The 23,935-nt window shown below is 60.9% G+C and carries 19 protein-coding genes and 2 pseudogenes; 4 read left to right on the top strand and 17 right to left on the bottom strand.

Features of this window, described 5'->3' with window-relative positions:
* Nucleotides 1–303 precede the first annotated feature (303 nt).
* On the bottom strand, nt 304–1,176 hold the full coding sequence (locus G6R31_RS15945) for a tyrosine-type recombinase/integrase (RefSeq protein ID WP_026138807.1): 873 nt from the start codon (nt 1,174–1,176) through the stop codon (nt 304–306).
* 122 nt (nt 1,177–1,298) lie between these two features.
* On the opposite strand from G6R31_RS15945, the gene G6R31_RS15940 reads away from it, so the two are divergent.
* On the top strand, nt 1,299–4,304 hold the full coding sequence (locus G6R31_RS15940; RefSeq protein WP_017871804.1) for a Tn3 family transposase: 3,006 nt from the start codon (nt 1,299–1,301) through the stop codon (nt 4,302–4,304).
* Between the two features lie 14 nt (nt 4,305–4,318).
* Here G6R31_RS15940 and G6R31_RS15935 read toward each other — a convergent pair.
* A pseudogene (locus G6R31_RS15935) lies at nt 4,319–4,492 on the bottom strand (IS4 family transposase); the annotation flags it as partial.
* A gap of 223 nt (nt 4,493–4,715) precedes the next feature.
* On the opposite strand from G6R31_RS15935, the pseudogene G6R31_RS15930 reads away from it, so the two are divergent.
* A pseudogene (locus G6R31_RS15930) lies at nt 4,716–5,700 on the top strand (IS4 family transposase).
* 19 nt (nt 5,701–5,719) lie between these two features.
* Here the strand turns inward: G6R31_RS15930 and G6R31_RS15925 are convergent.
* From G6R31_RS15925 to G6R31_RS15875, 11 genes are all read right to left on the bottom strand, one after another.
* Nucleotides 5,720–6,763, bottom strand: coding sequence for a PDDEXK nuclease domain-containing protein (locus G6R31_RS15925; protein ID WP_017871901.1), 1,044 nt, complete (start codon nt 6,761–6,763; stop codon nt 5,720–5,722).
* A complete protein-coding gene (locus G6R31_RS15920) occupies nt 6,760–7,653 on the bottom strand; it encodes an Abi family protein (RefSeq protein ID WP_017871900.1) in 894 nt (297 codons plus the stop codon). Before G6R31_RS15920 ends, G6R31_RS15925 begins: the two co-directional genes overlap by 4 nt.
* A 114-nt stretch (nt 7,654–7,767) precedes the next feature.
* Complete coding sequence (locus G6R31_RS15915; protein WP_017871899.1) at nt 7,768–8,916, bottom strand: N-6 DNA methylase family protein; 1,149 nt, start codon at nt 8,914–8,916, stop codon at nt 7,768–7,770.
* On the bottom strand, nt 8,910–10,289 hold the full coding sequence (gene tnpC / locus G6R31_RS15910) for an IS66 family transposase (protein WP_081703140.1): 1,380 nt from the start codon (nt 10,287–10,289) through the stop codon (nt 8,910–8,912). The genes G6R31_RS15915 and tnpC overlap by 7 nt, the downstream gene beginning before the upstream one ends.
* Nucleotides 10,290–10,321: 32 nt before the next feature.
* Entirely contained in the window at nt 10,322–10,813 is a 492-nt protein-coding gene (locus tag G6R31_RS15905; protein WP_081608343.1) for a type I restriction-modification system subunit M N-terminal domain-containing protein, read from the bottom strand.
* 469 nt (nt 10,814–11,282) lie between these two features.
* Nucleotides 11,283–12,713 carry a replication initiator protein A gene (locus G6R31_RS15900; RefSeq protein ID WP_017871895.1) on the bottom strand — a complete coding sequence of 477 codons (1,431 nt, stop codon included), beginning with the start codon at nt 12,711–12,713 and terminating at the stop codon, nt 11,283–11,285.
* Nucleotides 12,713–13,375 carry an HNH endonuclease gene (locus tag G6R31_RS15895; RefSeq protein ID WP_017871894.1) on the bottom strand — a complete coding sequence of 221 codons (663 nt, stop codon included), beginning with the start codon at nt 13,373–13,375 and terminating at the stop codon, nt 12,713–12,715. The genes G6R31_RS15900 and G6R31_RS15895 overlap by 1 nt, the downstream gene beginning before the upstream one ends.
* Before the next feature lie 8 nt (nt 13,376–13,383).
* Nucleotides 13,384–13,740, bottom strand: coding sequence for a hypothetical protein (locus G6R31_RS15890; RefSeq protein WP_017871893.1), 357 nt, complete (start codon nt 13,738–13,740; stop codon nt 13,384–13,386).
* Nucleotides 13,737–14,087: a ParA family protein gene (locus G6R31_RS15885; protein WP_017871892.1), complete on the bottom strand. Its 351-nt coding sequence runs from the start codon at nt 14,085–14,087 to the stop codon at nt 13,737–13,739. The genes G6R31_RS15890 and G6R31_RS15885 overlap by 4 nt, the downstream gene beginning before the upstream one ends.
* A gap of 152 nt (nt 14,088–14,239) precedes the next feature.
* A complete protein-coding gene (locus G6R31_RS15880) occupies nt 14,240–14,950 on the bottom strand; it encodes an IS6 family transposase (RefSeq protein ID WP_164994036.1) in 711 nt (236 codons plus the stop codon).
* On the bottom strand, nt 14,943–15,251 hold the full coding sequence (locus G6R31_RS15875) for a MerR family transcriptional regulator (RefSeq protein WP_164994037.1): 309 nt from the start codon (nt 15,249–15,251) through the stop codon (nt 14,943–14,945). Before G6R31_RS15875 ends, G6R31_RS15880 begins: the two co-directional genes overlap by 8 nt.
* A 154-nt stretch (nt 15,252–15,405) precedes the next feature.
* Here G6R31_RS15875 and G6R31_RS16975 point away from each other — a divergent pair, with 154 nt between their 5' ends.
* The gene (locus G6R31_RS16975; RefSeq protein WP_225983063.1) at nt 15,406–15,807 is read left to right on the top strand and encodes a hypothetical protein; all 402 of its coding nucleotides are present in this window, start codon (nt 15,406–15,408) and stop codon (nt 15,805–15,807) included.
* Complete coding sequence (locus tag G6R31_RS17155; protein ID WP_225983062.1) at nt 15,759–15,893, top strand: tyrosine-type recombinase/integrase; 135 nt, start codon at nt 15,759–15,761, stop codon at nt 15,891–15,893. Before G6R31_RS16975 ends, G6R31_RS17155 begins: the two co-directional genes overlap by 49 nt.
* A gap of 74 nt (nt 15,894–15,967) precedes the next feature.
* Here the strand turns inward: G6R31_RS17155 and G6R31_RS15865 are convergent, their stop codons facing one another.
* The 4 genes from G6R31_RS15865 to G6R31_RS15850 all read right to left on the bottom strand — a co-directional run bounded on the left by G6R31_RS15865 (nt 15,968) and on the right by G6R31_RS15850 (nt 23,841).
* Nucleotides 15,968–18,229, bottom strand: a complete 2,262-nt coding sequence (locus G6R31_RS15865) for a hypothetical protein (protein WP_152423826.1) — start codon at nt 18,227–18,229, stop codon at nt 15,968–15,970.
* 63 nt (nt 18,230–18,292) lie between these two features.
* Nucleotides 18,293–22,504 carry an NACHT domain-containing protein gene (locus G6R31_RS15860; protein WP_152423827.1) on the bottom strand — a complete coding sequence of 1,404 codons (4,212 nt, stop codon included), beginning with the start codon at nt 22,502–22,504 and terminating at the stop codon, nt 18,293–18,295.
* A gap of 12 nt (nt 22,505–22,516) precedes the next feature.
* Entirely contained in the window at nt 22,517–22,936 is a 420-nt protein-coding gene (locus tag G6R31_RS15855) for a DUF6375 family protein (protein ID WP_025567861.1), read from the bottom strand.
* Nucleotides 22,933–23,841, bottom strand: coding sequence for a radical SAM protein (locus G6R31_RS15850; protein WP_081608342.1), 909 nt, complete (start codon nt 23,839–23,841; stop codon nt 22,933–22,935). Before G6R31_RS15850 ends, G6R31_RS15855 begins: the two co-directional genes overlap by 4 nt.
* Between the last annotated feature and the right edge of the window lie 94 nt (nt 23,842–23,935).

The raw sequence follows: 23,935 nt of genomic DNA, 5'->3' as shown, positions 1-23,935 counted from the left end.
TATTGCAGTTGGCGGCCCTCACTGCAATACGGGTGCAAACCGGACGTTTCTTAGCCTCCAGGGGTCACGGAGGTTTCCCTTGAAACGACTGCTTTGCGCCCTCGTCCTGCTGTGCGCCGGGATTGCCCAGGCCGACCCCGGTGACGGCTCTGGCCCGCCCCTCACCCCTGTGCTGACTCCGATTTCTCAGCCAGCTCCCCCGCCTGCCCCCAGCGTTCCAGCAAAACCGGTGCCTTTGAGCACTTCCCACCCCTGACACCGCCGTTCACTCTCCCAGCCTGCTCCCACCGTCACAAACAACCGTTAGTGGCGGTGCCCCAGGTTTTTCCTCCGCCACTGACGCACTTCCGTATCCGCCGTCTGGTCGCTGACCTCCGCATACCGCAGGGTGGTCTGGATATGCTGATGGCCCAGTCGTTTCCGGATCGTTGCCAGGCTGACGCCGCCGTTCACTAGCTCGGTGGCGTGGCTGTGACGGAGCTGGTGCAGCGTGCAGACCACCCCGGCGCGCTCGGCATACCCCTGCCAGCGTTCCTGCACGCTCTGATAGCGCAGCGGTCCCCCACGCCCGTTCTTCCTGGCCTGAAACAGCGGCCCATGCGTATACCCCAGCGTTCGCAGGTAGCGCCGCAGCGCGTTCACCAGCCTGGGATCGTCCAGCAAGACCGTCCGCTTCCGGTTGCCCTTGCCGATCACCGTCAGGTGTTCGTCGCCCCGCGTCAGGTCGAGGTCTTCCACATGGATGCCCAGTGCCTCCCCGATTCGCAGGCCCGTCTCGAAGACCAGCCTGAACAGCAGGGCATCCCGCGTCTGTTCCGGCGGGATGGCCGCGAAGATGCGCTCGATCTCCTCCCGCCGCAGCCCTCGCGGATGAGGGGGCGGCAGGTGGGGATGTTCCAGGTGGAGGGTGGGGTCATGGTCGAGCAGGTCATGTTGCAGTGCCCAGCGACAGAAACGTTCCAGAGCCGTCTGCTTCCGGCTGCGCGTTGCAGGTGCCCAGTGCGAATGGACCGCGAAGTAGGTCTCCAGGGCCTCTCGCTCCAGCAGGTGTCCCGTTTCCTGCAACCAGCCGGTCAGGTGGCGCAGGTCCGCGCGGTACGCGCGGACCGTCTGCGGACTGCGCTTCAAGTCCGCCAGAAAGCGTTCCGCCTGCGTTTGCAAGGTAGTTGCCTGCATGCTTGCCCTCTCTTCCTGCGATAAGTGTAAAACAGGGGGTCCGTAGCAGGGGGACTGGAGCCGCCATCGATCGAGGAGCGGAATGGAGAATCCAGTGATAAGGCTATTTCTATCAGGAATCCATGCCCGTTGAATTCCTCAGCGACGAACAGGCCGCGAGGTACGGTCGGTACACGGGCGATCCCTCTCCCGAGCAGCTCGACCGCTACTTCCATCTCAGCGACAGCGACCACGCCCTGATCCTGCCCCGCCGCCGTGACCATAACAAGCTCGGCTTCGCTCTCCAGCTCTGTACGCTGCGCTTCCTGGGCGGCTTCCTGACCAATCCCCTGGACGTTCCCGAAAGTGTCGTCCGGACACTGGCCACGCAACTCGGCGTCACCACAGCGACGCTGCCCGCCTACCTCGGCCGTGAACCCACCCGCCACGAACACCAGCGCCTGATTCGTCAGGCTCTCGACTACAGCGATTTCGAGGGTCCGGAGGTCTTCAGCCTGATTCGCTGGCTGTACGCGCAGCTCGAACTCGGTGATCCCCGGCCCAGCGTGCTGTTCGACCTGGCGACCGCCCGGCTGGTCCGCCGTAAGGTCGTGCTGCCCGGCGCGAGTACCCTGGCCCGGCTCATCAGCCGTGTGCGGGAGCGCACCTCAACCGCGTTGTGGCGCACCCTGAGCCAGCAGTTGAGCCAGGATCAGACCCTGGCCCTGGAGGCCCTGCTCGTACGGCCCGAAGACGATCCGCTGACGCCACTGGAGCGGCTGAGAGCCACCCCCACCCGCACCACCGCTGCCGGACTCGTGGCGGCCCTGGAACGCTTGCAGGCCATCCGCGCCCTGGGGGTCGGCAACCTCGACCTGTCCCATGTCCCGCGTGCCCGGCTGGAAGCCACCAACCGGTACGTCCAGAACGCCTGGGCGCAGACCATCGCTCGCCTGTCCCCGGAGCGCCGTCTAGCCTCCCTGCTCTCCTTTGTGCAGTATCTGGAGCGCCGAGCCACGGACGACGCGCTGGACATCCTCGATCTCCTGCTCACCGAACTGGCCCTCCAGGGCGAGAAGACGCGGCGTGAGCAGCGTCTGCGGACGCTGCGGGACCTGGATCAGGCGGCGCTGAAATTGCGGGAGGTGACGCTGGTGCTGCTCAACCGGGAGGTTTCGGACGATCAGGTGCGCCGGGTGGCGTTTGATCTGGTGGACGAGGCGGCGCTGCGAGCGGCAGCGACGACCGTGGGGGACATGGCGAGCGAGGACGACGCGCCTGAACCCGAGGCGTGGCTGAGCCGCTACCACACGGTCAGGCGGTTCTTACCCACGCTCCTTAGGACGTTGGTCTTCGAGGGGACACCGGCCGGGAGGCCGGTGCTGGAGGGGTTGCGGTTCCTGGCTTCCCTGGAGGGGAAGCGTCAGCCGAGTCTGAAGGGGGCACCGCAAGCTGTGGTCCCCAAAGCCTGGCGGGGCCGGGTTTTCCCAGGACGCGGGGAGGTGGCCCGCCCCGCCTACACCCTGTGCGTGCTGCATGGCCTCCAGCAGGCATTGAAAAGGCGGGAGGTGTTCGTCAGCCGGAGTGAGCGGTACGGTGACCCGCGCTCTCAGCTTTTGCGGGGCGACGAGTGGCAGGCGATCAAGGACGATGTGTGCCGGGGGCTTGGCCGCGTACACGATCCGGAGATTGAACTGACGCTGCTGGGCACCGAACTCGACCTGACGTACCGTCAGGTCGCCGAACGCCTGCCCGGGAACACCTTCGTGAGGCTGGAGCGTGTGGGTGACCACGACCGCCTGAGCCTGTCCCCGCTGGAAGCGCAGCCCGACAGTCCCAGCTTGATCCACCTCCGCTCCCTGGTGACTGCGCCCCTGCCGAACATCGACCTCCCCGAGTTGCTGCTGGAGGAACACGCCCGAACCGGGTTTCTGGACGCCTTCACGCATGTGAGCGAGGGGGGCACCCGGATGGGAGGCCTGGCGATCAGCATGTGTGCGGTGCTGGTGGCCCAGGCGTGCAACATCGGCCTGGGGGCGGTGGCGCAGCCGCACGTCCCTGCCTTGACCCTCTCGCGCCTGTCGTGGGTGCAGCAGAACTATCTGCGCAACGAGACCATCGTGGCCGCCAACGCCCGCCTGGTCGAAGCCCAGTCCCGGATTCCCCTGGTGGAGGCCTGGGGCGGTGGGGAAGTCGCCTCGGCGGACGGGTTGCGGTTCGTCGTCCCGGTCAAGACCATCAACGCGCGTCCGAACAGCAAATATTTTGGTGCTGAGCGCGGCATCACCTACTACAATTTCACCTCGGACCAGTTCACGGGGTTCCACGGCATCACGGTGCCGGGCACGCTGCGCGATTCGTTGCTGATCCTGGCGGGTCTGCTGGAACAGCAGACCCACCTGGACCCCCGCGAGATCATGAGCGACACCGCCGGGTCGAGCGACGTCGTGTTTGGCCTGTTCTATCTGCTGGGCTACCGCTTCAGTCCCCGGCTGGCGGACCTGGCTGACCTGCGGTACTGGCGGCTCGACCGTGAGGCGGATTATGGCGTGCTGCAAGACCTCTCCCGGCATAAGATCGACGCGCGTTTGATCGCCCGCAACTGGGATGATCTCCTGCGCCTGGCGGGGTCGTTAAAACTGGGCAAGGTGGGAGCGCTCGACGTGATGCGGACCTTGGGCCGCAGTGCCTCGCTGGGTCGGGCGCTGGCGGAACTGGGGCGAATCGAGAAGACCCTGTACCTGCTGCACTACGTGGACGATGAAGCATACCGGCGGCGGATTCTGGTGCAGCTCAACCGGGGGGAGGGACGCCATAACGTGGCGCGCTGGGTCTTTCACGGGCGGCGGGGAGAGGTGCGGCAAAAGTATCGGGAAGGCCAGGAGGATCAACTCGGGGCGCTGGGGCTGGTGGTCAATGCCATCGTCCTCTGGAATACCCGGTACCTGGACGCGATTCTGAACCACTTACGCGACTCTGGGACAACCGTGTTGGCTGAGGATGCGGCGCGGCTGTCACCGCTGCTTTTCGAGCATGTGAACGTGCTGGGGCGTTATCACTTCGAGCTGTCGCCGTCGCTCGCCCACGGCGCGCTACGGCCATTCTCTCAACCGGATCGGCCAGGCGAGGGCGCGCTGCTGGAGGCTTAGCGTTTGTTTTCGCGCCACTGCTGGCGTGACCCCTTGTAGAGCTTCCAGGTCTTCCGAGCGCTGAAATCCGTGGCGATGATGACGAGGTCACCTGTAGGTGACCTCGTCGCGACCACCCGCATCAACTCCCCGAACACGAACACCTTTTCGCCAATCTCGTGAAAATGACCGTACTGGACGTGCTCAAACCTTCAGTAGATGACAACTTCGGTTCGATGCTGTCCCAGACGGGAAAAACCAACAGTCGGCCCCATCAAGCTTGATGGGGCCGACTGTTCGCGGTTTCCTGGGAGTGTGAAATCGACAGAATCCGCTGTCCAGCAGGCTACCGCACTTACCCGGCACTTCAAAACGCACGCCAGTCACCTCCGCGTCGACACGCTCCAGCGGCTCATCGATGTCCTCTTGGCGATGATTGCCGCGAGAAGCGTCAATCATCACGACCTGAGTGCCCATATGCCGGGGATGAGTACCCCGCAGGGCAAGACAGAGACGAGCAGACCGCACCTTCCGGGATGAGCAGCTGGATATGGGCTTTTTCATCGCTCTGCTCGTCGTCCATCTTCCACCGGGGAAGGTTTTGCTGAGTCTGGACCGCACCAACTGGGAGCACGGGGAGACGCCCATCAACTTTCTGGTGCTTGGAGCCGTGGTTCACGGCTTCACCCTGCCCCTGATTTGGGTGCCTCTTGATGACTCTGGGAACAGTCACACATACGCCCGAATGTGGCTAGTGTTGAAGCTCCTTCGGGCCTTGCCAGCGAAACGCTGGCTGGGTTTGGTGGCCGATCGGGAGTTCATCGGCGCGGAATGGTTCCGCTTTCTTCGTCGGCATGGTATCCGAAGGGCAATTCGTATCCGACAGACCGACATGCTGGACGACATGAATGGGAAAGAATGGTTTGGGCACGTCCAGCACGGTCATTTTCACGAGATTGGCGAAAAGGTGTTCGTGTTCGGGGAGTTGATGCGGGTGGTCGCGACGAGGTCACCTGTAGGTGACCTCGTCATCATCGCCACGGATTTCAGCGCTCGGAAGACCTGGAAGCTCTACAAGCAGCGCTGGTCGATTGAGTGCACCTTCAGCAGTTTCAAGAAGCGAGGCTTCGACCTGGAGCGGACTGGAATGACGGAAAGGAGCCGTCTACAGCGACTCTTCGGACTGGTGACACTGGCCTGGATGTTCTGTTTGCGCCTGGGGGTCTGGCTGAGCCAGACCTGGCCCATCCCCGTTCTGAAGCATGGTCGGAGAGCGGTCAGTCTGGTGCGGCATGGTGCTCAGCATCTTGTGGATGCCCTCCGGTGGAAACCCAAACAGTTCATGGCGGTCCTAGAGGTGTTAATCCAGGCTTTCTGCCCGCCAGGAGCGGCTGAAAGTGAAGTTGTCACCTACTGAGAATTTTATTTTTTTCCACTCACTCGCCATTTTCCCCACTCCCCATTTTCTCCATTTCCTTCTCCAGTTGTTCCACGCTCGGCAGGTTGCCCTGTAGCTCGGCGGGCAGGCTCCCCGCCAGCTCATAGGTACTCACACCCAGCGGCTTATCCACCCCGCGCAGGGCGTACTCGGCAATCACTTTGTTCTGCGTGCGGCACAGCAGTAGGCCAATGCTGGGGCCGTCCTGCTCGTGCCTCAGCAGGTCGTCGGCAGCACTCAGGTAAAAGTTCATCTTGCCCACGTATTCGGGCCGGAACTCGCCTATTTTCAGCTCCACCACCACGTAGCAGCGCAGTTTCAGGTGGTAAAAGAGCAGGTCAAGGTAAAAGTCCTCGCCGCCCACTTCCAGGTGGTACTGGCTGCCCACAAAGGCAAACCCCACACCCAATTCCAGCATGAAGTCGCGCAGGTGCGCCAGCAGCCCTTTTTCCAGGTCGCGCTCCAGGGCTTGGTCGTGCAGGGTCAGAAAGTCGAAGTTGTACGGGTCTTTCAGAAGTTGCCGGGCCAGTTCCGACTGCGAGGCGGGCAGGGCGCGGTCAAAGTTGGTGGTGGCCTGCCCCTGGCGCTCTATCAGGCGGCTGTCTATCTGGTGGGCCAGCACGTTCCGACTCCAGCCGTGCTGAATGGCGGCCTGGGCGTACCACTCGCGCTGGGCAGCGTCCTTAAGGCTTTGCAGCAGGATGATGTTGTGTCCCCAGGGAATTTGGGCAACAACTTGTTGCACCATTTGCTCGTCGGGCCAGGCGGCGGCGAACTGCTGCATGTACTTCAGGTTGCGCGGGCTAAAGCCCTTTATGTCGGGAAACTCGGCCTTGAGGTCACGCGAAAGCTGGTCTATGACTTTTGCGCCCCAGCCCTCGGCCTGCTGCCTGTTCAGAATGACCCGCCCGATGTGCCAGTACAGCAGCACCAGTTCACGGTTGACGCTCAGGGCCGCCCGCGTCTGGGCCGTGCGAATCTGGGCCTTGAGGTCGCTCAGCAAGGCCGCGTAGGCGTTGGGGGGAGCGAGGTCAGGACTCATGGGCCGCCTCCACGGAGAAGATGGGCCGCCCGGCGCTGTACGTCTGCCTGATGAAAAGCGTGCGGTGTGCTGTCGTGATACTCCTGCACCAGATGCTGAAGCCTGCCCCACCACTGGCTTCCCGGACTGACGTGCTGCATGAACGTGTCGAGGACGAGCACGTAACCGTCGAGGATGTTGTGATTGGCAGGTGTAATCGCTCCCCGCAGAGAGGCTGGGCCAGCTCCATTCAGGGGCAGGTTGACGTGAAAAGTGCGGTTCCACGTCCGGGCGTGGTGGGCACAGTGGTTGCGGAGGATGACCAGGGCATAGACCCAGGTGACCATGTACCTGTCCATCCCGAAGGTTTGACAGACAGCCTGCTGCTCACGCCGCTTGAGATTGAGAAGTACCTTCTGCGCCGCACCGAAGCTGATGGCCTGCATCGCCATCCATGCGGGAATATCGGCAGGCGCAGCGTACTTCGCCTGATAGCTGGTCACGAAATCATCCTTATGGCTCCGAACTTCGGCAAGGAGCCGGGCATGGTCGTATCGGTCATCGAAATTGGCCCTATCGGTGTACCAGTGGGTATCACCAGTACGCTGGCACATCAAGTCGTTGAGTCGAGTACGTAGGGCCACTTCTACCCGTTCCAGGGCATCGAGCAGGATGAGTCGGAGGCGGCGGTCGAAGATGTAGAGGTTGAGAACATCATCGAAGGTCACGCCTGAATGAAAGGTATGGGTAGCAAAGTCCTGCTGAAAAGGCCGGGTATACGCACTGAGGCGGTAGTAGCCGATGGCCCCGAGGTAACGCTCGACTCTGGCGGCGTCGGTCATGACCAGCCCCCTGCTCTCAAACTTCAGGCGCTGGTCACTCAGACTCAGGGCAGGTTTAGCGAAGGTCATCACTGCCACCAACAAAAAAATGAGCCGCCGAGGTACGCTTGCAGGGCAGAGGCGCGGCGACTACTACTGTGGGTCATAGTAGCCATACTTTTTAGAGTTGTCAAAGATCTTTGACTAGCCACCATAACCCAGCCGCTCCAGGTTGGCCTTGATGACCGCTTGCAGACGGTCACTCTCGGCAAACTGCTCGCGGAGTTCCGTGCTCAGGCAGGTCATCTTCTCGCCGAAGGGTTCGGTGTCCTCCTCTTTGGGAGCCGCGCCGACGTAACGCCCAGGGGTCAGCACCCAGCCGTTCTTCTCGATGTCTTCCAGGCTGGCGCTTTTGCAAAAGCCTGGGACATCGGCATATTCGCCGCTGCCGTCGCTGCGCCAGTTGTGGTACGTCTCCACGATTCGGGCGCGGTCTTGCTCGCTCAGGTCACGCTCCACGCGGGTCTTCATAAAGCCCAGTTCGCGGGCGTCAATAAACAGCACTTGACCCGAACGGTCACGCAGAGGGCGGCCTTCCTGTCCCTTGCCGTTCGTCTTGCTGTTCGCCAGAATCCACAGACTCACGGGAATCTGGGTGGTGTAGAAGAGTTGCCCCGGCATCGCCACGATGCAGTCCACCTTGTCGCCCCGCAGCATGGCCTGCCTGATTTCACCCTCACCGCTCTGGTTGCTGCTCAGGGAGCCGTTGGCGAGCACCACGCCCGCCGTGCCAGTAGGGGCCAAGTGGTAGAGGATATGCTGCAACCAGGCATAGTTGGCGTTCCCCACAGGCGGCGCACCGAACTTCCAGCGCTTGTCGTCGCGCAGGCGTTCGCCGCCCCAGTTGCTGATGTTGAAGGGCGGGTTAGCAAGGATGTAATCGGCCCGCAGGTCTGGATGCAGGTCGTGGTGGAAGGTGTCGGCATTCTCACGGCCCAAGTCAGCATCGATGCGGCGAATGGCGAGGTTCATGCGGGCTAGCTTCCAAGTGGTGTAGTTGCTCTCCTGCCCGTAGATGGAGATGTCACCGATTTTGCCTTTGTGCGCTTCCACGAACTTCTCGGACTGCACGAACATACCGCCCGAACCGCAGGCGGGGTCATACACACGGCCTTTGTAGGGGGCCAGCATCTCCACCAAGGTCATGACCACGCTGTCGGGCGTATAGAACTCGCCGCCCAGCTTACCCTCAGCCGCAGCAAAGCGGCCCAGCATGTACTGGTAGACCTTGCCCAGCAGGTCGGCCTCAGCCTTCTGGGCGGGCTGCTCAGTCAGCAGGTAACTGCTCAGCACGAGAAGTGGAGTTTAGGTAAGACGCCACGAAAGACGTCAACCAAACCAGTCCAAACCGATAGGCCCTGCTTCTGAAGGGTAGAAATGAAGCTGCGAATGCGGCAGAACGCCTCACCGCCCGCTTCTGAGCGAAAACCACCCGAAACTTTGCGTTTGACACAGGCCATCCTGATGTCCCGTTCCGCCTGATTGTTGTCGAACGGCACGTCAGCACGCTCCAGAAAAAGCAGCATCGCTGCGCGGTGCTGCTGACACCGCAAGGCCAGGTTGCGCCCGGGAAGCTGTTTGGGCTTCCCCCGCCGCTTTGGAACAGGTTCCTGTACCGGATTTGCTTCCAGGCCAGCCAGCACCAGTTCATCGAAGCGCGTATAGAACGCTGCCTTCTGCTCCTCCGTCAGTGTCCCGGACTTCTGGGCGTGGTAAATCTGCTGCAACGCCCGCCGCAGTTCACCGGCCCAGGGTTGCTGGTCGTGCTCATCCAACTTGCGCAGTTCGCGGAGCAGATGAGCATTGCACAGCGCATGCTCCCCAGGAAGACGGAAATAGGTGTTCCAGGCGTCGTGAACCACGACGCCCCTAAAGTCGGTCAACACGCCAGCCGCCTCAATCGCCGCGTAGCCGCGCTTCTCGTGCAAGGTATAGAGCGTTCCCCTGGCAAAACAGGCCACATGGAACCAGTTCAGCTTCCCATTCACCTTGGTGCCCGTTTCGTCCGCATGAAGCACAGCTTGTTGCTTCAGGCCAGCTTTCAGGTCATTCTCAAAAGCCTCCAGGCGTTCTGAGGCCAGGTTGATGTTGAGCGCCACTGTGCCATCGCTGATGGACGCGCCGAACAGCGCGTCCGTAATTTGGGTGACCCGCCCCAGTGGGATGAAATGCCCCACATTCAGGAAGGTCGTGAAGGCATGGAGACGTGGGCCGTACTGCACCTGACCAGGGACATGCTCGGGAAAAGCGGCCTGTCCACGACAACCACAATTTGGGCAGCACTTCACTTCGGCCTGATACTCGGTGATGTAGAGGCGCAGTTCTGGCAAGTCGTGAACCTGTCGAGCGAGATGGTCGGTGACCTCCACCTCATCCCAGACAGTCCCACAAGAGCAGACTCCGGTGAGTGGTAGCGTTTGGATTTCGTCGGGCTGGTCACTGAATTTCAGCGTTTTCCCTGGGTGTCCCTTTTGTCCACCAGAAGAGCGTTCGCTCTTCTGACGCTCGCTCTTGGGTTTCCAGGGCGGGTCTTTGCTCGGTGGTTGATTGGAGTTGCTGCTATCCAGACCAAGGAGGGTCTTCAGAGCCCGTAATTCAGCCTCAAGCTCGGCAATCCGAGCTTCTAATCGGGCACAGTTAGGGCAGCGTTCCTCTTGGATACCCATATTCTACCCGAATTTTGACCCCCGCTGAGCAGTTACGTCAGCAGCTTGCCTTCATCCCCTCCGACCGTGCCACCGACCCCGTACTTGCTGATTTCGTCAATCAGGCCGCCAATCACGTGGTGAGGCAGGCTCGGGCGGGCGTAGCCCGTCGGGAGCATGCCCTTAAGCTGGCGAGCGTTCTCGCGTTCCAAGGCGCTCATTGCTTCGTCTACCCGTTTGCCGATGTCAGGCTGCTTGGCGTTGGCTTTCAGCTCGCTCCAACGGGCTTCACGGGGCACCCAGAACACCCCTTCGGCCACGTATTCATCCCGGTCTTCGGCGGTGTCTTCGTCAGCCTCAGCCAGCAGCTGAGCGTGGAGCTTCTCAAACGAGTCACTGATGTACTTCAGAAAGACAAGACCCAGCACCACGTGTTTGTACTCAGCCGCGTCCATGTGGCCCCGGAGCTGGTCGGCAGTATTCCAAAGGACTTCTTCGAGGCTTGCCGTCTTGGCCTTGCTGGCTTTGCGAGAACTGGTTGTCATTGGTGGACAGTCTAGAGGCGTCTCACAACTTCAGGGAGTAGGAGGGCAAAACGTGTAAAGCGACGACTCTTTCCTGATCTGAGAGTGCCTCTATGACTGAACTACATTGATGATTTTTATTATTAAAAAAAATAATTCATCAAGTCATCATAGCGACGAAAATTGTACTCAGTCCAAGCGTCCCAGACGCTCTTTTTGGGTTTTGCTTCCCCTATTTCCCCCCAAACTTTACGAACCAATCCCCCAAACTTTACGAACTCAGGAGGCCATTTCCCCCCAAACTTTACGAACCAATCCCCCAAACTTTACGAACTCTGCCCAGAAACACGGCAAATTTCAGGTACGCCAAAAAATGCCGACTGGGACACCGTTTTTCCCTTCCCCCCAAACTTTACGAATACCTCCCCCCAAACTTTACGAACCAATCCCCCAAACTTTACGAACCCAGAGGGCCGTTTCCCCCCAAACTTTACGAACCCCCTGTAGCCTCGACTTGGGCATCAGCAAGTAGATCTTTGAGAGCCTCCAGGGTCTGCTCCTGTGGAGCTGTGACGCCGGTGACCAAGAGTTGTACCACTTCGTACGCGCTGACTTTGTTGTGGGTGATGGCACGACTGATTGCTTCAATTTGCTCAGGCGTCATGACCTTGAGCAGTCCGCTGAGCTTGAGCTGGTTGTTCACCCGGGTCAGCTGCTTCGCCAGGGGGAGGGACAGCAGAGCCTGACGCTGCTTTTCCCTCTCGGCCAATGCTTCGGCCTCGGTTTCTTCCACTGGAGCCTGACGCTTGAGCCGATCTGTTGAGGCAAGGCTCTGGGGGGCTACCGTCACGTCGTCGTACCTCTCTGGATGCAGCAGCATGTCCCGCAGTAAGGCCCCCCTGTTCTGTTTATGGCCCGGATAGGCGTCAAAGCGCCGAAGGGCGAGTCGCACCGGTTCAGGATCTGGATGATCTGTCAGGTGCCGCCCAGCCACACCGGGAAACATTCCCCGCTCGACCAGCGCCCGGAGAAGTTCTGGGTCCGGAGCGTGCCGCAGCGGCGTGAAGTGGTACGTCAGGTGCTGCGCTTTGCCCCTTCCTTCACAGGTGACTTCCCGGAGCACGCCCTTTATCTGTAGCTCCTCATGCGCAGGTTGCAGAACTCGGCGAATCTTGTCAGGCTCCGAACTGTAGATGCTCAGGCGCTCGCCCCAATCGAGCAGGGGGACAGTGACCTCGTCCTGAGCCTGCCCGGTCGTCGATTCCCAGCGCAAAGCGTCGAGGACGCGATAGACCGCCCGGACTGGTGGGCTGCTGAGTTCCCGGTAGAGCGAGAGGTTCAGTGGCTTGACGTATCCTTCGCGGATACTCTGGGCCATCTGGTCAGGTAGGCGAATGTCCAGTACGGTGCCAGCATCGTTGCGATCCTCTGTATGGGCCGTGACCTGCCAGAGGTAGTTGAAGGACGTGTCCATGTGCTTTTGCCGACCTTGTACCCACCACCCCTGGAGAATCTGGTAATTGGTGGACTGAAGCCGACGTAGGGACTTGCGAACCTCCCGGTAGTAGTGGGCGGATGTGGCCAGACCTGCGGCATTGAGCAGGCGGTGCAGCGTGGTTCGCAGGGTCCCATCATCAGGGCATGCGTCTTCGATGTAGAGATTGATGATGGCGACCATGACGTCGTTGTCCAGGCCGTGAGGAACGACCTCACCGGTCAGGGCAGTGCAAGTGACCGTAACGATGCGCTCGCCCGCCTCGTAGGTACGTGACCAGCTGGTGTAACTGTCAGGCACCCGTGACTGCGCGCTGATCAGGGAAAGCTGCGCAACATTCAGTTCGTCGTGGCCACCTGCCCGTGGAGGCAGGGCGACACTCAGGGTTGGAGGTACTGGTTGAGCAGGCGTCTTCTTTTGAGCCATTAGAGCCTCTTCAGGACAAGCGGAGCAGTGGGTTGGGGCGTCGCCTGGGTTCGGCCTGCGTTCTCGGCTTCCTGGCGACTGGTCCCTTCGGATTGCCTGATCACTGGAAGAAGGACTGTCTGGTCGCTTACCCCCACCTGCAGCCGAATCTGGGCCAAGACATCCCCCAGAAGCTGCCAGGAGGCCGAGCTGACGGCCGGGGGGGCCACCTTCAGTGTGCTGGTCTCCAATGCGCTTTGTTCAGGCAGCAGAAAGAGTAGTGGCAATGTCTGATCGGTTGGCTGGTTCTGAGCTGGCTGCTGAATGTTGCGGCCACGGCGTGCCTGTAAAGGCGGTTCGGCCACCCGCAGGGCAAGGACGCAGTCAAATAAACCGCCCCTGCACTGCTCATCCCACCCGGCGAAGAGTTCCGGAAACAGCGTGGGCATGCCAAGCCGTTGACGCCGAAGGTGGAATTCAAGGTGGGCGTGGTAACGCTGACTGGGTAAGACGAGGAGATTCCCCGGCTCATTGTTGCTGCTGTCCCCGTCGCGGTGGTGAACGATCTCGCGTGGCAGAAGCGGGCGACCCAGTAACTGCTCAGCCAGCAGCCGGTGCGCCAGAACTCTCTTTCCCGTGTTCGGATCACGGGCCAGGGCATAGGTTTTTCTCTTGCGCCCCATCTTGGTTCCTACTCGCTTTCCTCAAGCTCAGCCATGAACTTGGTCCAGACCTTCTCATCACGCAGCAGCCTGATCAGGGCCGGAACGGCTTCCTGCATCGTAAGGTCAGGGTAGTCCTCCTGAGCACGGAAGATGTGCTGCTGGAATTCACGGTGAATGGCCAGGGGAACGCGGGCACCCAGCATCTTGGTTCGGCTGTCAGAGGCCATGGTCGCTTTGACCGCTCGGGCCTTTTTGGGGGATGCCGTGGCCGGGAGGACGGGTTTAGGAGTGACTGGCGGCTGGGGCTGAGCAGAGGGCTGGGCAGGAGCCTCGTCCTGGCTCTGCCGCACCGCTGCTGCCTTCTTGAGGTCACTGAGGGTCATGCGTTCGCCTCCATTCTGCCGAAGAGTTCTTGAACGACCTCGCCGTAGTCCTCCCAGCACTTGTGGGCCAGTTTATTGGTCTTCACGTCGCGCACCAGCAGTGACTGCTCACTGGCGTCTTTGAAGGCTTCTGATGCCCGGACAGTGGCATTCAGGACAGGCAAGCCTAGCTCCTCCAAAACGCGCCGTGCCGTGTCAAGGCGTTTGCCTGGGCGTGCCATCGTGAATAGGACTCCAAAAGCCTGGTTGCCCATAGCGCCCAGGGCCTCCGCTGTCTGTGCCATCGCATCAAGACTCATGTACTCCACGTTGGTCGGTAGCAGTAGAAAGTCGCTGGCCTCTGCCATCTCCTGAAGCTCCTCGTTCTCCAGACCACCCCGGGAGTCGATAACCAGGGTGGTGAACTCATCCGCACGTTTGAAGGCGGCGTCCTGCGTGCCTACGGTTCTGGCAACTTAACCTGAGTGAGGCCGGAGTAGCTCAGCAGGTGGCTTGAGAATCAAGCCACCTGCTGCATCGCCTCTCGCCAGCGGAGAAGAGCTGCGGATTGATGGCTTCGTCTGAGTGTGGCGGGAACGGTGGTTCGCGTGTGTCGATGGAGGTTCGAGACTCGGGCGTGCAGGGCGAGGAATTCTTGTGTTCGTTTCCGGCGCTTGAAGCCCAGTTGGCTTCGTTCTTGCTGCCGGGTGGGTCGATGAGATTGCTCCACCAGATTGTTACAGCGGGCGGTGGAAACGACCTGAACGTGCTCCACGTCGTGGAGCACGGGAATCTCACGCAGCGCCGCCCCATAGCTCCACAGCTTGTCGGTATGGATCACCTCCGGCACGTCGTATTCCCCCAGGAGGCGGACAAAAAAGGACTTGGCCGCCTGGGTGTCTCGGTGTTCCTGAAGCAGAATGTCCAGCACGTCCCCGTATTCGTCGACCGCTCGCCACAACCAATGCTTGACCCCGCCGACCTTGACGCAGACCTCGTCCAGATGCCATCGAGAACCCCGCCGGGGTTCTCGATGGCGCAGTTCCTCGGTCAGGAGTGGGGCGAACTTGATGTTCCACTGACGGAGGGTCTCGTGACTGACCTGAACACCACGCTCGTGAAGCAGTTCCTGAACGTCCCGCTGGCTGAGGGGGAAGCGGTGGTAGAGCCGCAGGGCATACCCAATGACACTCAGCGGGAATCGATGTCGATAGGGCTTCCGGTCAGTCACAGCTCGGCAGCCTATCAGCGTTAAGTTGCCAGAACCCGTCACGGACATCCGTGCAGGGCTTCTGACCCTCCGCGCGGAGGCTGAGGATGCGGGCAATGTCACCGAGGGTGAATCCAACGCGCTGGGCAGAACGGATGAACTGCACGCGTTCCGCGCTGTCTGCGGTGTACATCCGGTAGCCGCTCTCTTTGCGTTCATGCTGGAGAAGGCCGAGGTCGGTCCAGTAGCGCAAGGTCTTGACCCGTTCACCGGTCTCGGTGGCCAGTTGTCCGATGGAGAGCGGAGCTGGTTGAGGGGTCATGACTCGAGTGTGGCAACTTCGCGGGCGCAGGACCGTGGACTGTATCGCTCAATACGAGCTTGAGCCTTGGCTTAGCGGGAAATTCTGCTCCAACTCTAGTGCGACCCCAAGGACCTCGACGAAATGGTCCGAGGCCGAGGCCCTGGAGTACGTTATGACGGGCATCGTTCCCCCCCTGGGTCCACAAGCCAACTGGAGTGGCCTGGGTCAGGTTGGAGCAATGCTGACCTTAACGTTCCGGGCACCCGTCACGCGTGATGAGGTGATCGAGGCGTACGACCAGGCCTTGAGCAGCAACATGTTCTCACCGGTAAAGGCGCGTCGGCTTTCAATTCGGCACCAGGCCGTCCTGCAATTGGTCCATGACATGCCCGATGCGACCTGGGGTGAGCGGCTGAAGCGGTACGAGGAGTGGCGCAAGCGTTACCCCGAGCTGCCGGCTTACCGAGGCTCCACGGCGCAGCAGGCCATCCGCACGGATTACCGGCGCGCCCTGGAGCGAGCAGACTGGCAGGACGTCACGGGCACCAGGGGGGACACCGTCTACACGCCCTGAGACACACTGCGGGAACACGTCTGGTACGGGCGGGCTTCCAGCTTCAGGATGTGTTCGAGTATCTCGGGCACGGCGACACGTCTTAAGAAGCACATGCGCCAGGCTTGATGTCTCCGGCACCGGCCCTCGCTCCATTCTGATTTACCCATGCCTCATCGGCCTACTTAGGCCTCAGCCTGCGTCGGCCCAGGGTTTCCAGCGGACCTTTGAGAGCAAACATCTGGCCGTCCCCCGCCTGCAGCACAGTGGAGATGAGGTCCGGTTGCCGTCTGCCATCCGCCATGAGGATAGGCACGTAGGGATCCAGAGAGATGGGCGCCCACGCAGATAGTTCCAGGAGGCGGTTGGCGAACTGCTGGGCGCCACTCACTCCATCAAGCAAAACCAGAAATTGGGCAAGGCTAAGGAACATGCGGCGCCCATGGCGCTCCTCCACGACGGTCGGATCCACCTTAACGAGCCCCTCGAAGGCCCGTCGATACTGCGCCGAGCGCTGGTTGGCCTCCACCAACGCTCGGCGCTCTTCGTCATCGAGGGTCCGGTGGGCTACGAACTCCCCACCCTCCGCCATGACGACCAGGGCCTCCTGAAAGGCAGCAGTGGTCTGCAAGCCGCCGAACTCACCTAAGGAGAGGGACAGGGTAATCACGTCATCACCCTGGTCGACCAGTTCAGCCTCATGCCCGTCAGCGTCCACTAACCGCATGTGTCCATGCCGAATCAACGCGGCAGCATTGCGCACTGCCTGTGCCGCGGCGTATACACCACTGTTCGCAAAATCTTTAAGGAGGTAGACGTCCTGACCCGTTCGGCCTGCCCAAGTCAACACCTTGGATTTTGCCTCGATGAAGACTCGTAGGTTGGCGGCCTCTACCACCGCGTCACACTCCACGTCTCCTGGGATGTCCTGAGCCTTGCCGCCGACTGCCCTAACGCCATGAGCGGCAAGCTGCTCGCGGAGGAACGGCTCAATGGCGTCCCCCAGCTTCTGCCGGATGTTGACCCTGGGCTGCTGTGTTTCTCCCCACCGCCGAGCAGCGCTTTCCAGCACCTCAAAAAAGGCCTGGGCTCTCCAGGGGGCGGCGAAGAGCAGATACCGGCCACCCTCCTCGATGAGCGGCCTGAGCGCGAAGCTATGCTCGGAATTCGGACGGGAGTCGGGGTCATGCAGCCCCTGGTTCACCCGGTTGGCGGGAAGTGACGCGGCGTCTAGCAACGCGGCGAGCGCCGCGTCAGAAAGTTCGGGACACCGTTGCCGGGCTGTCTCGGCCGAAAATACTAGGGGCACTCCTTCTCGTTGTCTCTGCCACTCCAGCAGGCGCTCGGCAAAAACCGCCGCATCACGGACGCTGAACCCCGAATTGGTCTGGAAGCTGTCAGGAAGCCAGCCAAAGGACGCGGTCATCAGTCGGGGAGTGTCCGACGGCCGCCACTGGGGGATAGTGAAGAGGTGATCGTACAGAACGACGTCACGGGCGAAGCCCGCGAGGTCGTGGAAGAGTAGGCCCTCGAACCTGTTGTAGAACTGCACGTTGTACACCGCCGCTAGGTTTCTCAGCACCCCGAGCAGCCGTGTCCACAGCTTCTCCCGCCGCCCGTCCCAGGGTTCGGCAAGCTCCAGTTGGGTCACGCTCACGGCCTGAGACGCTAACTCCAAAAGGTGGTTCCACGGGATGTCAGGTATCCCATCGTCACGCGCCAGCACAGCATTCCGTCTGGTGAGGTAGCGCTCACTGCGATCATCACGCTCCAGCAAGCTGAAGACCCGCTGAATAATCAGGGCCCCACCGATCTTGCGGATCAGTGCACGTGCCAGGTCACTTCCCTGGTGCACAGCGGTGCGCCACTCTCCCAGCAGTTGTCCGTCCCTGACCCGCAGCCCCGGTGTGCCGAGGGCCTGAAGGGCACGGACCTGCATCTCCGCTCGCCGGTACCTCGACCGGCCCACTGCTGGGAGCCGACCTGACGGCCGCCACGCCGCCTCGAAGGCAATGATTTCGGCAGCGACCTCGAACGCTCGTTTCCAGGCCTCGACGTTCGACAGGGGCTGCATCTGATACCCGGAGGGGCAACGCTCCAGAAAAGTTTCCAGCAGCCTCAGCTCCATCTCGACCGATCTTCCCTGCAACTGTTCTTCGTAGACGAGCACGTCACCGAGCTGTCTGAGCTCAGGCACGACACTCAATTCACCTTGAATTGCCCCAAGCATCCGCGTCCTCAGGGCATCCGAGAGGTCGGATGTAGAGAAAAAGTAGGGGTCTTCTTGAGGAACATCGAGAAACCGATACCAGCCCGAAAGTTCTATATCAGCGACCGAATTGTGAAACTGGCGGTACCGCCGGACGATAATCGGTACATTGCGAGCTACTTGGCGCAGCTCACGTATAGAGAAGTTTTTGGGGGACACAGGTGCCTCTGACATCTCTTGCTCCATATTCTTTCCAATGAATCGCCCTGATACTTCAAGATAGGATTTTAACTGATCTCAAGGTATATGATCGAGAATCGCAATTTCTCTGTACCCGTTGTAATAAACTTCCCCTTTATCACGTGTTCGCCAGTTACTCTGGAAGGCGTCCGTGCTTCTCGATCGCTCCCCGTGAACGAACCAAATGACGCTCAGGTTCTTCGCCTTTGCCAACTCCACTACTGCATCTGCCCGGGCGTAGGTGAAGTTTTGCCAGTTGGTCCAGAAACTCCCCTGCTGGGATTCGAGATACATCGCTTGAAGGCGACCACTGACATCCTCAAAGTCGAAGCTTTTCGGTCTAGGGTGCCACCTATGGAAGGCGGTTAGCAGCCGGGCGGGCACGGTGGCGCGCCACGCCGGATTCGCCGCACTTCTGCCCTCTGGCCAACTTCCGCTCGCAACCGGGCTGAGTACCCCCACTGGGCATCGCCTGATTACCTCTCTTTCCTGACGGCGGGTGACGGGGCCGAAAGTGAGGTGGCGTTGCTCCATCTCCTTCAGGATGGCCCGCTCCCATGCTCTCTTCTGGCCCTGTTCTGTCTTCCGCTTGGCGGCTGCACCTTCTCCTATGGAGATCAGTTCTCTGACTTCTGCCATGCCGATCTCTTCACCGTCACGCAAAAACCAGCCCACCTCCTCTTCCACGAGCTGCTTCCCCTCGTTCACATGGAAGTCGAGTTCGATCACGGCAGGAACTTCGGGGGGGAGATGGGCGGCGTAGGTGCCCGCCAGGCTCGGAGGCTCAGGGAACCAGTTCAGCTTGGCCCGTGGGTCGGCACACAACTCCCGCAGTTCATTGACCCGTGAGGGTTCGACCAGCAGCGTCCGGATGAAGGTTTTGATCATCCTTCCGGCGTTCTGGTCCTCCTGCCGAAGCTCACCGTCCAGTAAGAGCCATGGCCCCGGCGCTCCATCAATCTCGCCCCTTATCAACCAGGGACCAAGGTCTGGGGCGCTCGGGCTCAGCAGCCACTCCACAGTGTTACCTTGATCCGGACCGAGCAGCGACGGACCCGCAAACGTAACGGGGCGCGGCGGCCCCGGGAAGCTGGGGTCGAGGGAGGCGAAGTCCTCCACGGTGTGCTCCTCAAGCTGCCCAGCCTCAAACCTTTTGCCTGCCAGCTCGTAGAACGCGATCCAGGCGTACTTCTTGCCGTAGCGCTCGGTCTTGCCACGGTCTTCCTCGCGGCCGTAATTCCGCCGGGCGATCTCCCGATCCACGCTGGAAAACGCCTGGAGGGTGTATCCGAGGTCGTAGATGCGCCACAACACCTGCGATCTGACCAACTGGTAGTCGCCATGGTCGTCGTCATAGGGAGCCCTGCCGGGCACGAGACGGCCGAGGGTGTAGTTGTGCCAGTCGAACCCGAGCGGCGAGTCCCCCTCCTTGTAGCGCCCCTCGTCAAGGTCCTCGCTGACCCCCCATTCGCGTTTGAGGTCCTCAGGGAACGGGGGATGGGCCCTGCGCCGCTCCTCAGCGAGGACGTCCGGGTGCCGCTCCAGCAGAAAGGCCACGATCCGGCGAGCGTAATCCAAGGTCATGATGTGGGTGGTAGCGGCTGCGGCTCCCGGCGCGAAGAAGCGGTCGTAGACGACCCGCCCGAGGGTAGGCAGGTGTTCCCGAATGACCGGGTGGTCGGACGACACGTGCCGAAATGGCAGCACGGCTGCGAGAGCCGCCGCGAGAATGCGCTCGACCACGTAGGGGTCGTTGACCTCGACCATCTGGGTGACGAGTTCAACGAAGGGGGCCGGGCGCTTCTGCCCGTACCAGTGCAAGGCGCGGGTCGCAAAGTCACGCAGTCTCTGCACCGTGGAGGTCAGCAACCAGCTCATCCACTGTGCCTTCAGATCATCCACCTCATCGAGCGGCTCCGCCTCCCGCCACCGCTGCTCAGTGGCGGCGATCCACCGCAACGTCTCCTCCTGTTCCCCCCGAATCCACTCCGACCAACTCAGATCGCGTTCAGACACAGACAGGGCGTCGAGCACCCTGTGCGCGAAGTGGGCGTTCAGCGGGTGCTCGGTGAGGGTCCGGCTCTCCTTCAGAAACTTCAGGTGCCCGCGCAGCAGTCCAGGTTCGGCCTTCAGCAGGTCGGCCAGGGCGAGGACTGTTTCCTGATCCAGGAGACCCGCCTCCAGCCCCATAGTCCCGAGCAGTGCCCGCCGGCGAAGGGGCTCGTCTACCAGTTGCCACACCTGGGTTCCCCGAAAGCGGCGCGGGAGCAGGGTGATCAGGGCCTTGAACACGTCACTTGCAAGGGGATGCGTCCGATCTTTGGAGAAGAAGAGATCGGCCGTCTCCGGCTGGCGAAACCAATTTGCGAACGTCTTCGCGCTCTGGCCCAGGATCAACGCTTCCGCGATGACGTGCCCTGCCATCAGGTCGTAGAGGAGGGTGATCTGCGGCCCATCGTGCTCCCCGTGTCCTGCACCCGTGAGCAGTACGCCGTTGTCCTCCAGAAGTCGCACCATGCTGAAGTGCCAACCAATATGAGGTGGGTCGAGATGTGTCCTCAGAGCCTCTTTCCCTATGGATCGGCGACCTGAATCCCACAATATTCGCCCGATGGTGCGGAGGGCGCCGTGAATGTCCTCGGCATGCATTCGGCGCGCTGAGGACGAGAGTTCGGCAATCCGTTGGGCGACTTGGTCGAAGTACCGCTCGAACAGGGCGCTGAGGGTACGCGGCATGCTTTCGGCCCTCACCGTGTCCCGTCGTTCGGGGTTGGTCACCTCGCAGTACAACCTTAAGGTCAGGGGATGATTGATCAAATCACGATGGAACGTCGCCTCCCCCGGTTCAATCCGGTAGTGTTCGAAGTACAGGTGCATGGCACTCCGCAGGTCGTCCTGGAAACCCTTCAGAGTCAATTTCGGGAGTTGATCCGGGAGTGCTTCCTCCTCGAACGCCGGACGAACTGTGCAAACGACCAACACGCGTGGGTAACTTCTGAGCGTCTCACTCAAGGAAGCGAGTCCTGCCCGCCAGAGCCGGGGGTCTTCTGCTTCGTTCAGGCCGTCGATCACTAGCGGAAGGCGACAGCCGGAGCGCAGGGCAGCCGCATCAAGGGCCGCCACTAGGGCTTCCATGTTCGGACACTGCCTGCCCGCAATGACCACTCTGGAGGCAAGGTCATCAAGTGAGCCGCGGGCCGCAAGATTGTTGCCGTGCAACAGGACACCAGCCGGATGCTTCCCCTGAGGGAGGCTAAGCGCAACTGCCAGTTCCGTTTTCCCCATCCCCGCTTCCCCGACGATCCCAACCATCCTGATCTTCAGGTGCCGCCCCAGCCCGGTGAAGTGATCCAGGAGTTGATCTGCGTGCGCGAGAGCATCCGTCACCTCCAGACCTAGCGGTGAACGAGCGGCCCGGAGGCGGCGAGGAAGGACGCGGGATGGTCCACTGAACGGACTGACCTGGGTGGGCAGCAGGTCACGGAGTGCGTCTAGAGTGCCTTCCCTCAACAGGCTCACCACCGCTTCTGCGGACGCGGCGACCTGGCTAGCCTCAGTGATGAACTGCTCCACCTGTGTGGTGTAAGCGGGAGGCGCATTGTGACGATTGGCTTTCAGGAAAGCAATTTCCTTCGCCAGATGGGCGAGAACCTCTGAAATTTTATCCCAGCTCTCGGGGTCCGCGAGAGCTGCACGCAGCGCCCGTTCGGCGTTCACCATCTGGTGCACCTCCGGCTGCCAACGCTTCTGCACCGGTGCCAGGGCGCGGCCATGCAGCTCGTGAAGCAGGCCGGGGGTCAGGATCAACTCGCCGAAGTAGGTCTCACGGAGGATAGCCGCCTGCCCATTGAGATACTCGTCGATCTCTGCCGCTGTCCACGACAGCAATTGCATATGGGTCGTGATGCCGTCGAACCAGGCCCGGTCCCCAGCGGTGAGAGGGTGTCGCGTCCAAAGCACCCAGTGGGTCAGACCTGGGAAGTGCTGCTTGGTCGTATCGATGGCCTCGACGATCTTCCTTCTCCTGGTTGTTCCGAGAGACCGGCCTGGTGGTAGGTCGTACCACCGACACTGCCACCCGAACCAGTCCTGCGGTTCCCCGAGACCACCCGACTTCTCCACCCTGAGGTCGAACTCGATTCCAGGCTGGTTGGCCAGTGCCCTGAAGCGTCCATAATCCTCAAACTGGCGCCGGATGATGGCCCGACACAGCATCTCGAAATTCTGGTCCGCCGCGCCGGGCAGGCTTTCGAAGGTCGTCCAGTTCAAGCCGGGCATCCGTCAACTCCCACTGGTATCAGGGCCCAGATCCGTGCCGTGATGATGGTGTGCCGAGTACACCTCAACCTTCGCGCCCTGGTCGACGAGGATTTTCAAGAACGCGGAAACATCGATCTCATCGGTTGTCAGCACGAGACGACGGCCCTTGACTTCAATACTGACGTCGTACCTGAACTGCTCCATCTCATGCGAATTGAGGATGAAGAGGTCCAGCTCACGAAGGAGGGTGCGCAAGCTTTCTCCGAACTCCCGGTTGTTCTCGCCAACTCCCAGAACTCCCTCATCGACGGCGATATCAACCTGACTGGTGATCCGCCGAATGAGCTGCTGCACATTGTCGGCGTCTGCTTCTGTCTCGAAACTCCCGACCATTACCAGATTCATGGAATGTTCCGAACCGTAACCCTGCCAAATTTTCATTGGCTCTCCCCTTTGGATTGCAACTGAAGCTTGCGAAGTGCGGAGTAGAAAGTACCTTCCCCCAAGGTGACTCCTAGCGGGCTAAACGATGTTGGCAGCAGCTCGCCAGCCGCATTAATATGTACATACGAGTCAAGGGGCCGTTCCTTGGGAAGAGCACGACATATGGGAAAGGACGCTGCTCTGGACTCGCCCATAGTGAGAGGGACAGGTCCTCTATATGTCTCCACCCACATTTTCAACAGTTCAAGGGTGTCTGCCCCGATGCCAGCGCGACCTACGGTGGATTCCTCTGGCAGGAGGAGCAGTTCTCGTGCGCCGAGTGTTTCAGCCAGTGCCGCCACAGCAGGCAGGTCACCGACTGTTTTGGTGTTCACTACCATGTTCAACCCGAGAGGGGCCAGTGAGCGGGCTGTTTCAAGCCGTTTCAGAAGCCCTTGGAAAGACCTTTTCCTCATCGCTTCGTAGGTGGCCCCGACTCCGTCGACACTGACGCGGATGAAGTGAACATAACCATCCAAGTGTCGGGCCAGTTGGGTATTCAGATGATGACCGTGCGTTGTGAAGGTTACAGCTAGCTCGGTTTGGGCAGCCGTGAAGCTGACGATTTCTGCGAAATCGGGATGAAGAGTTGGCTCTCCACCACCAAAACCAACTCCGAAGCAACCTAACTCGTCAATCTCAAGCAGCCATCTTCTTAAACGCGCGAGTTCCAATCGATAACGAGACTTTGGCGCGTAACAGTAGGAGCAGGAGAGGTCGCATACGTTGGTTAAGGCGATGGATACCTGCCGGGGCGCAATGGACCACTGCTCTTCTGGAATGCTGCACTCGTCAAGGAGCAAGTTCCATCCTGTTGTGCGATCAAAGAAGTGGATTCCATCTGGACCAAAACGCGTCTTCACTCGGCTCCTAGCGTATCAAACATGAGGCGCAAACGGAGGCTTAGACGAGCGTAGAAAGCGTCAGCTCTTAAGTCGCCACTTCTCGACCCTTCCA

Source organism: Deinococcus wulumuqiensis R12, assembly GCF_011067105.1.
In the GTDB taxonomy this organism is placed as follows: Bacteria; Deinococcota; Deinococci; order Deinococcales; family Deinococcaceae; genus Deinococcus; species Deinococcus wulumuqiensis.
This window is presented reverse-complemented; position numbering and strand designations above follow the sequence as displayed.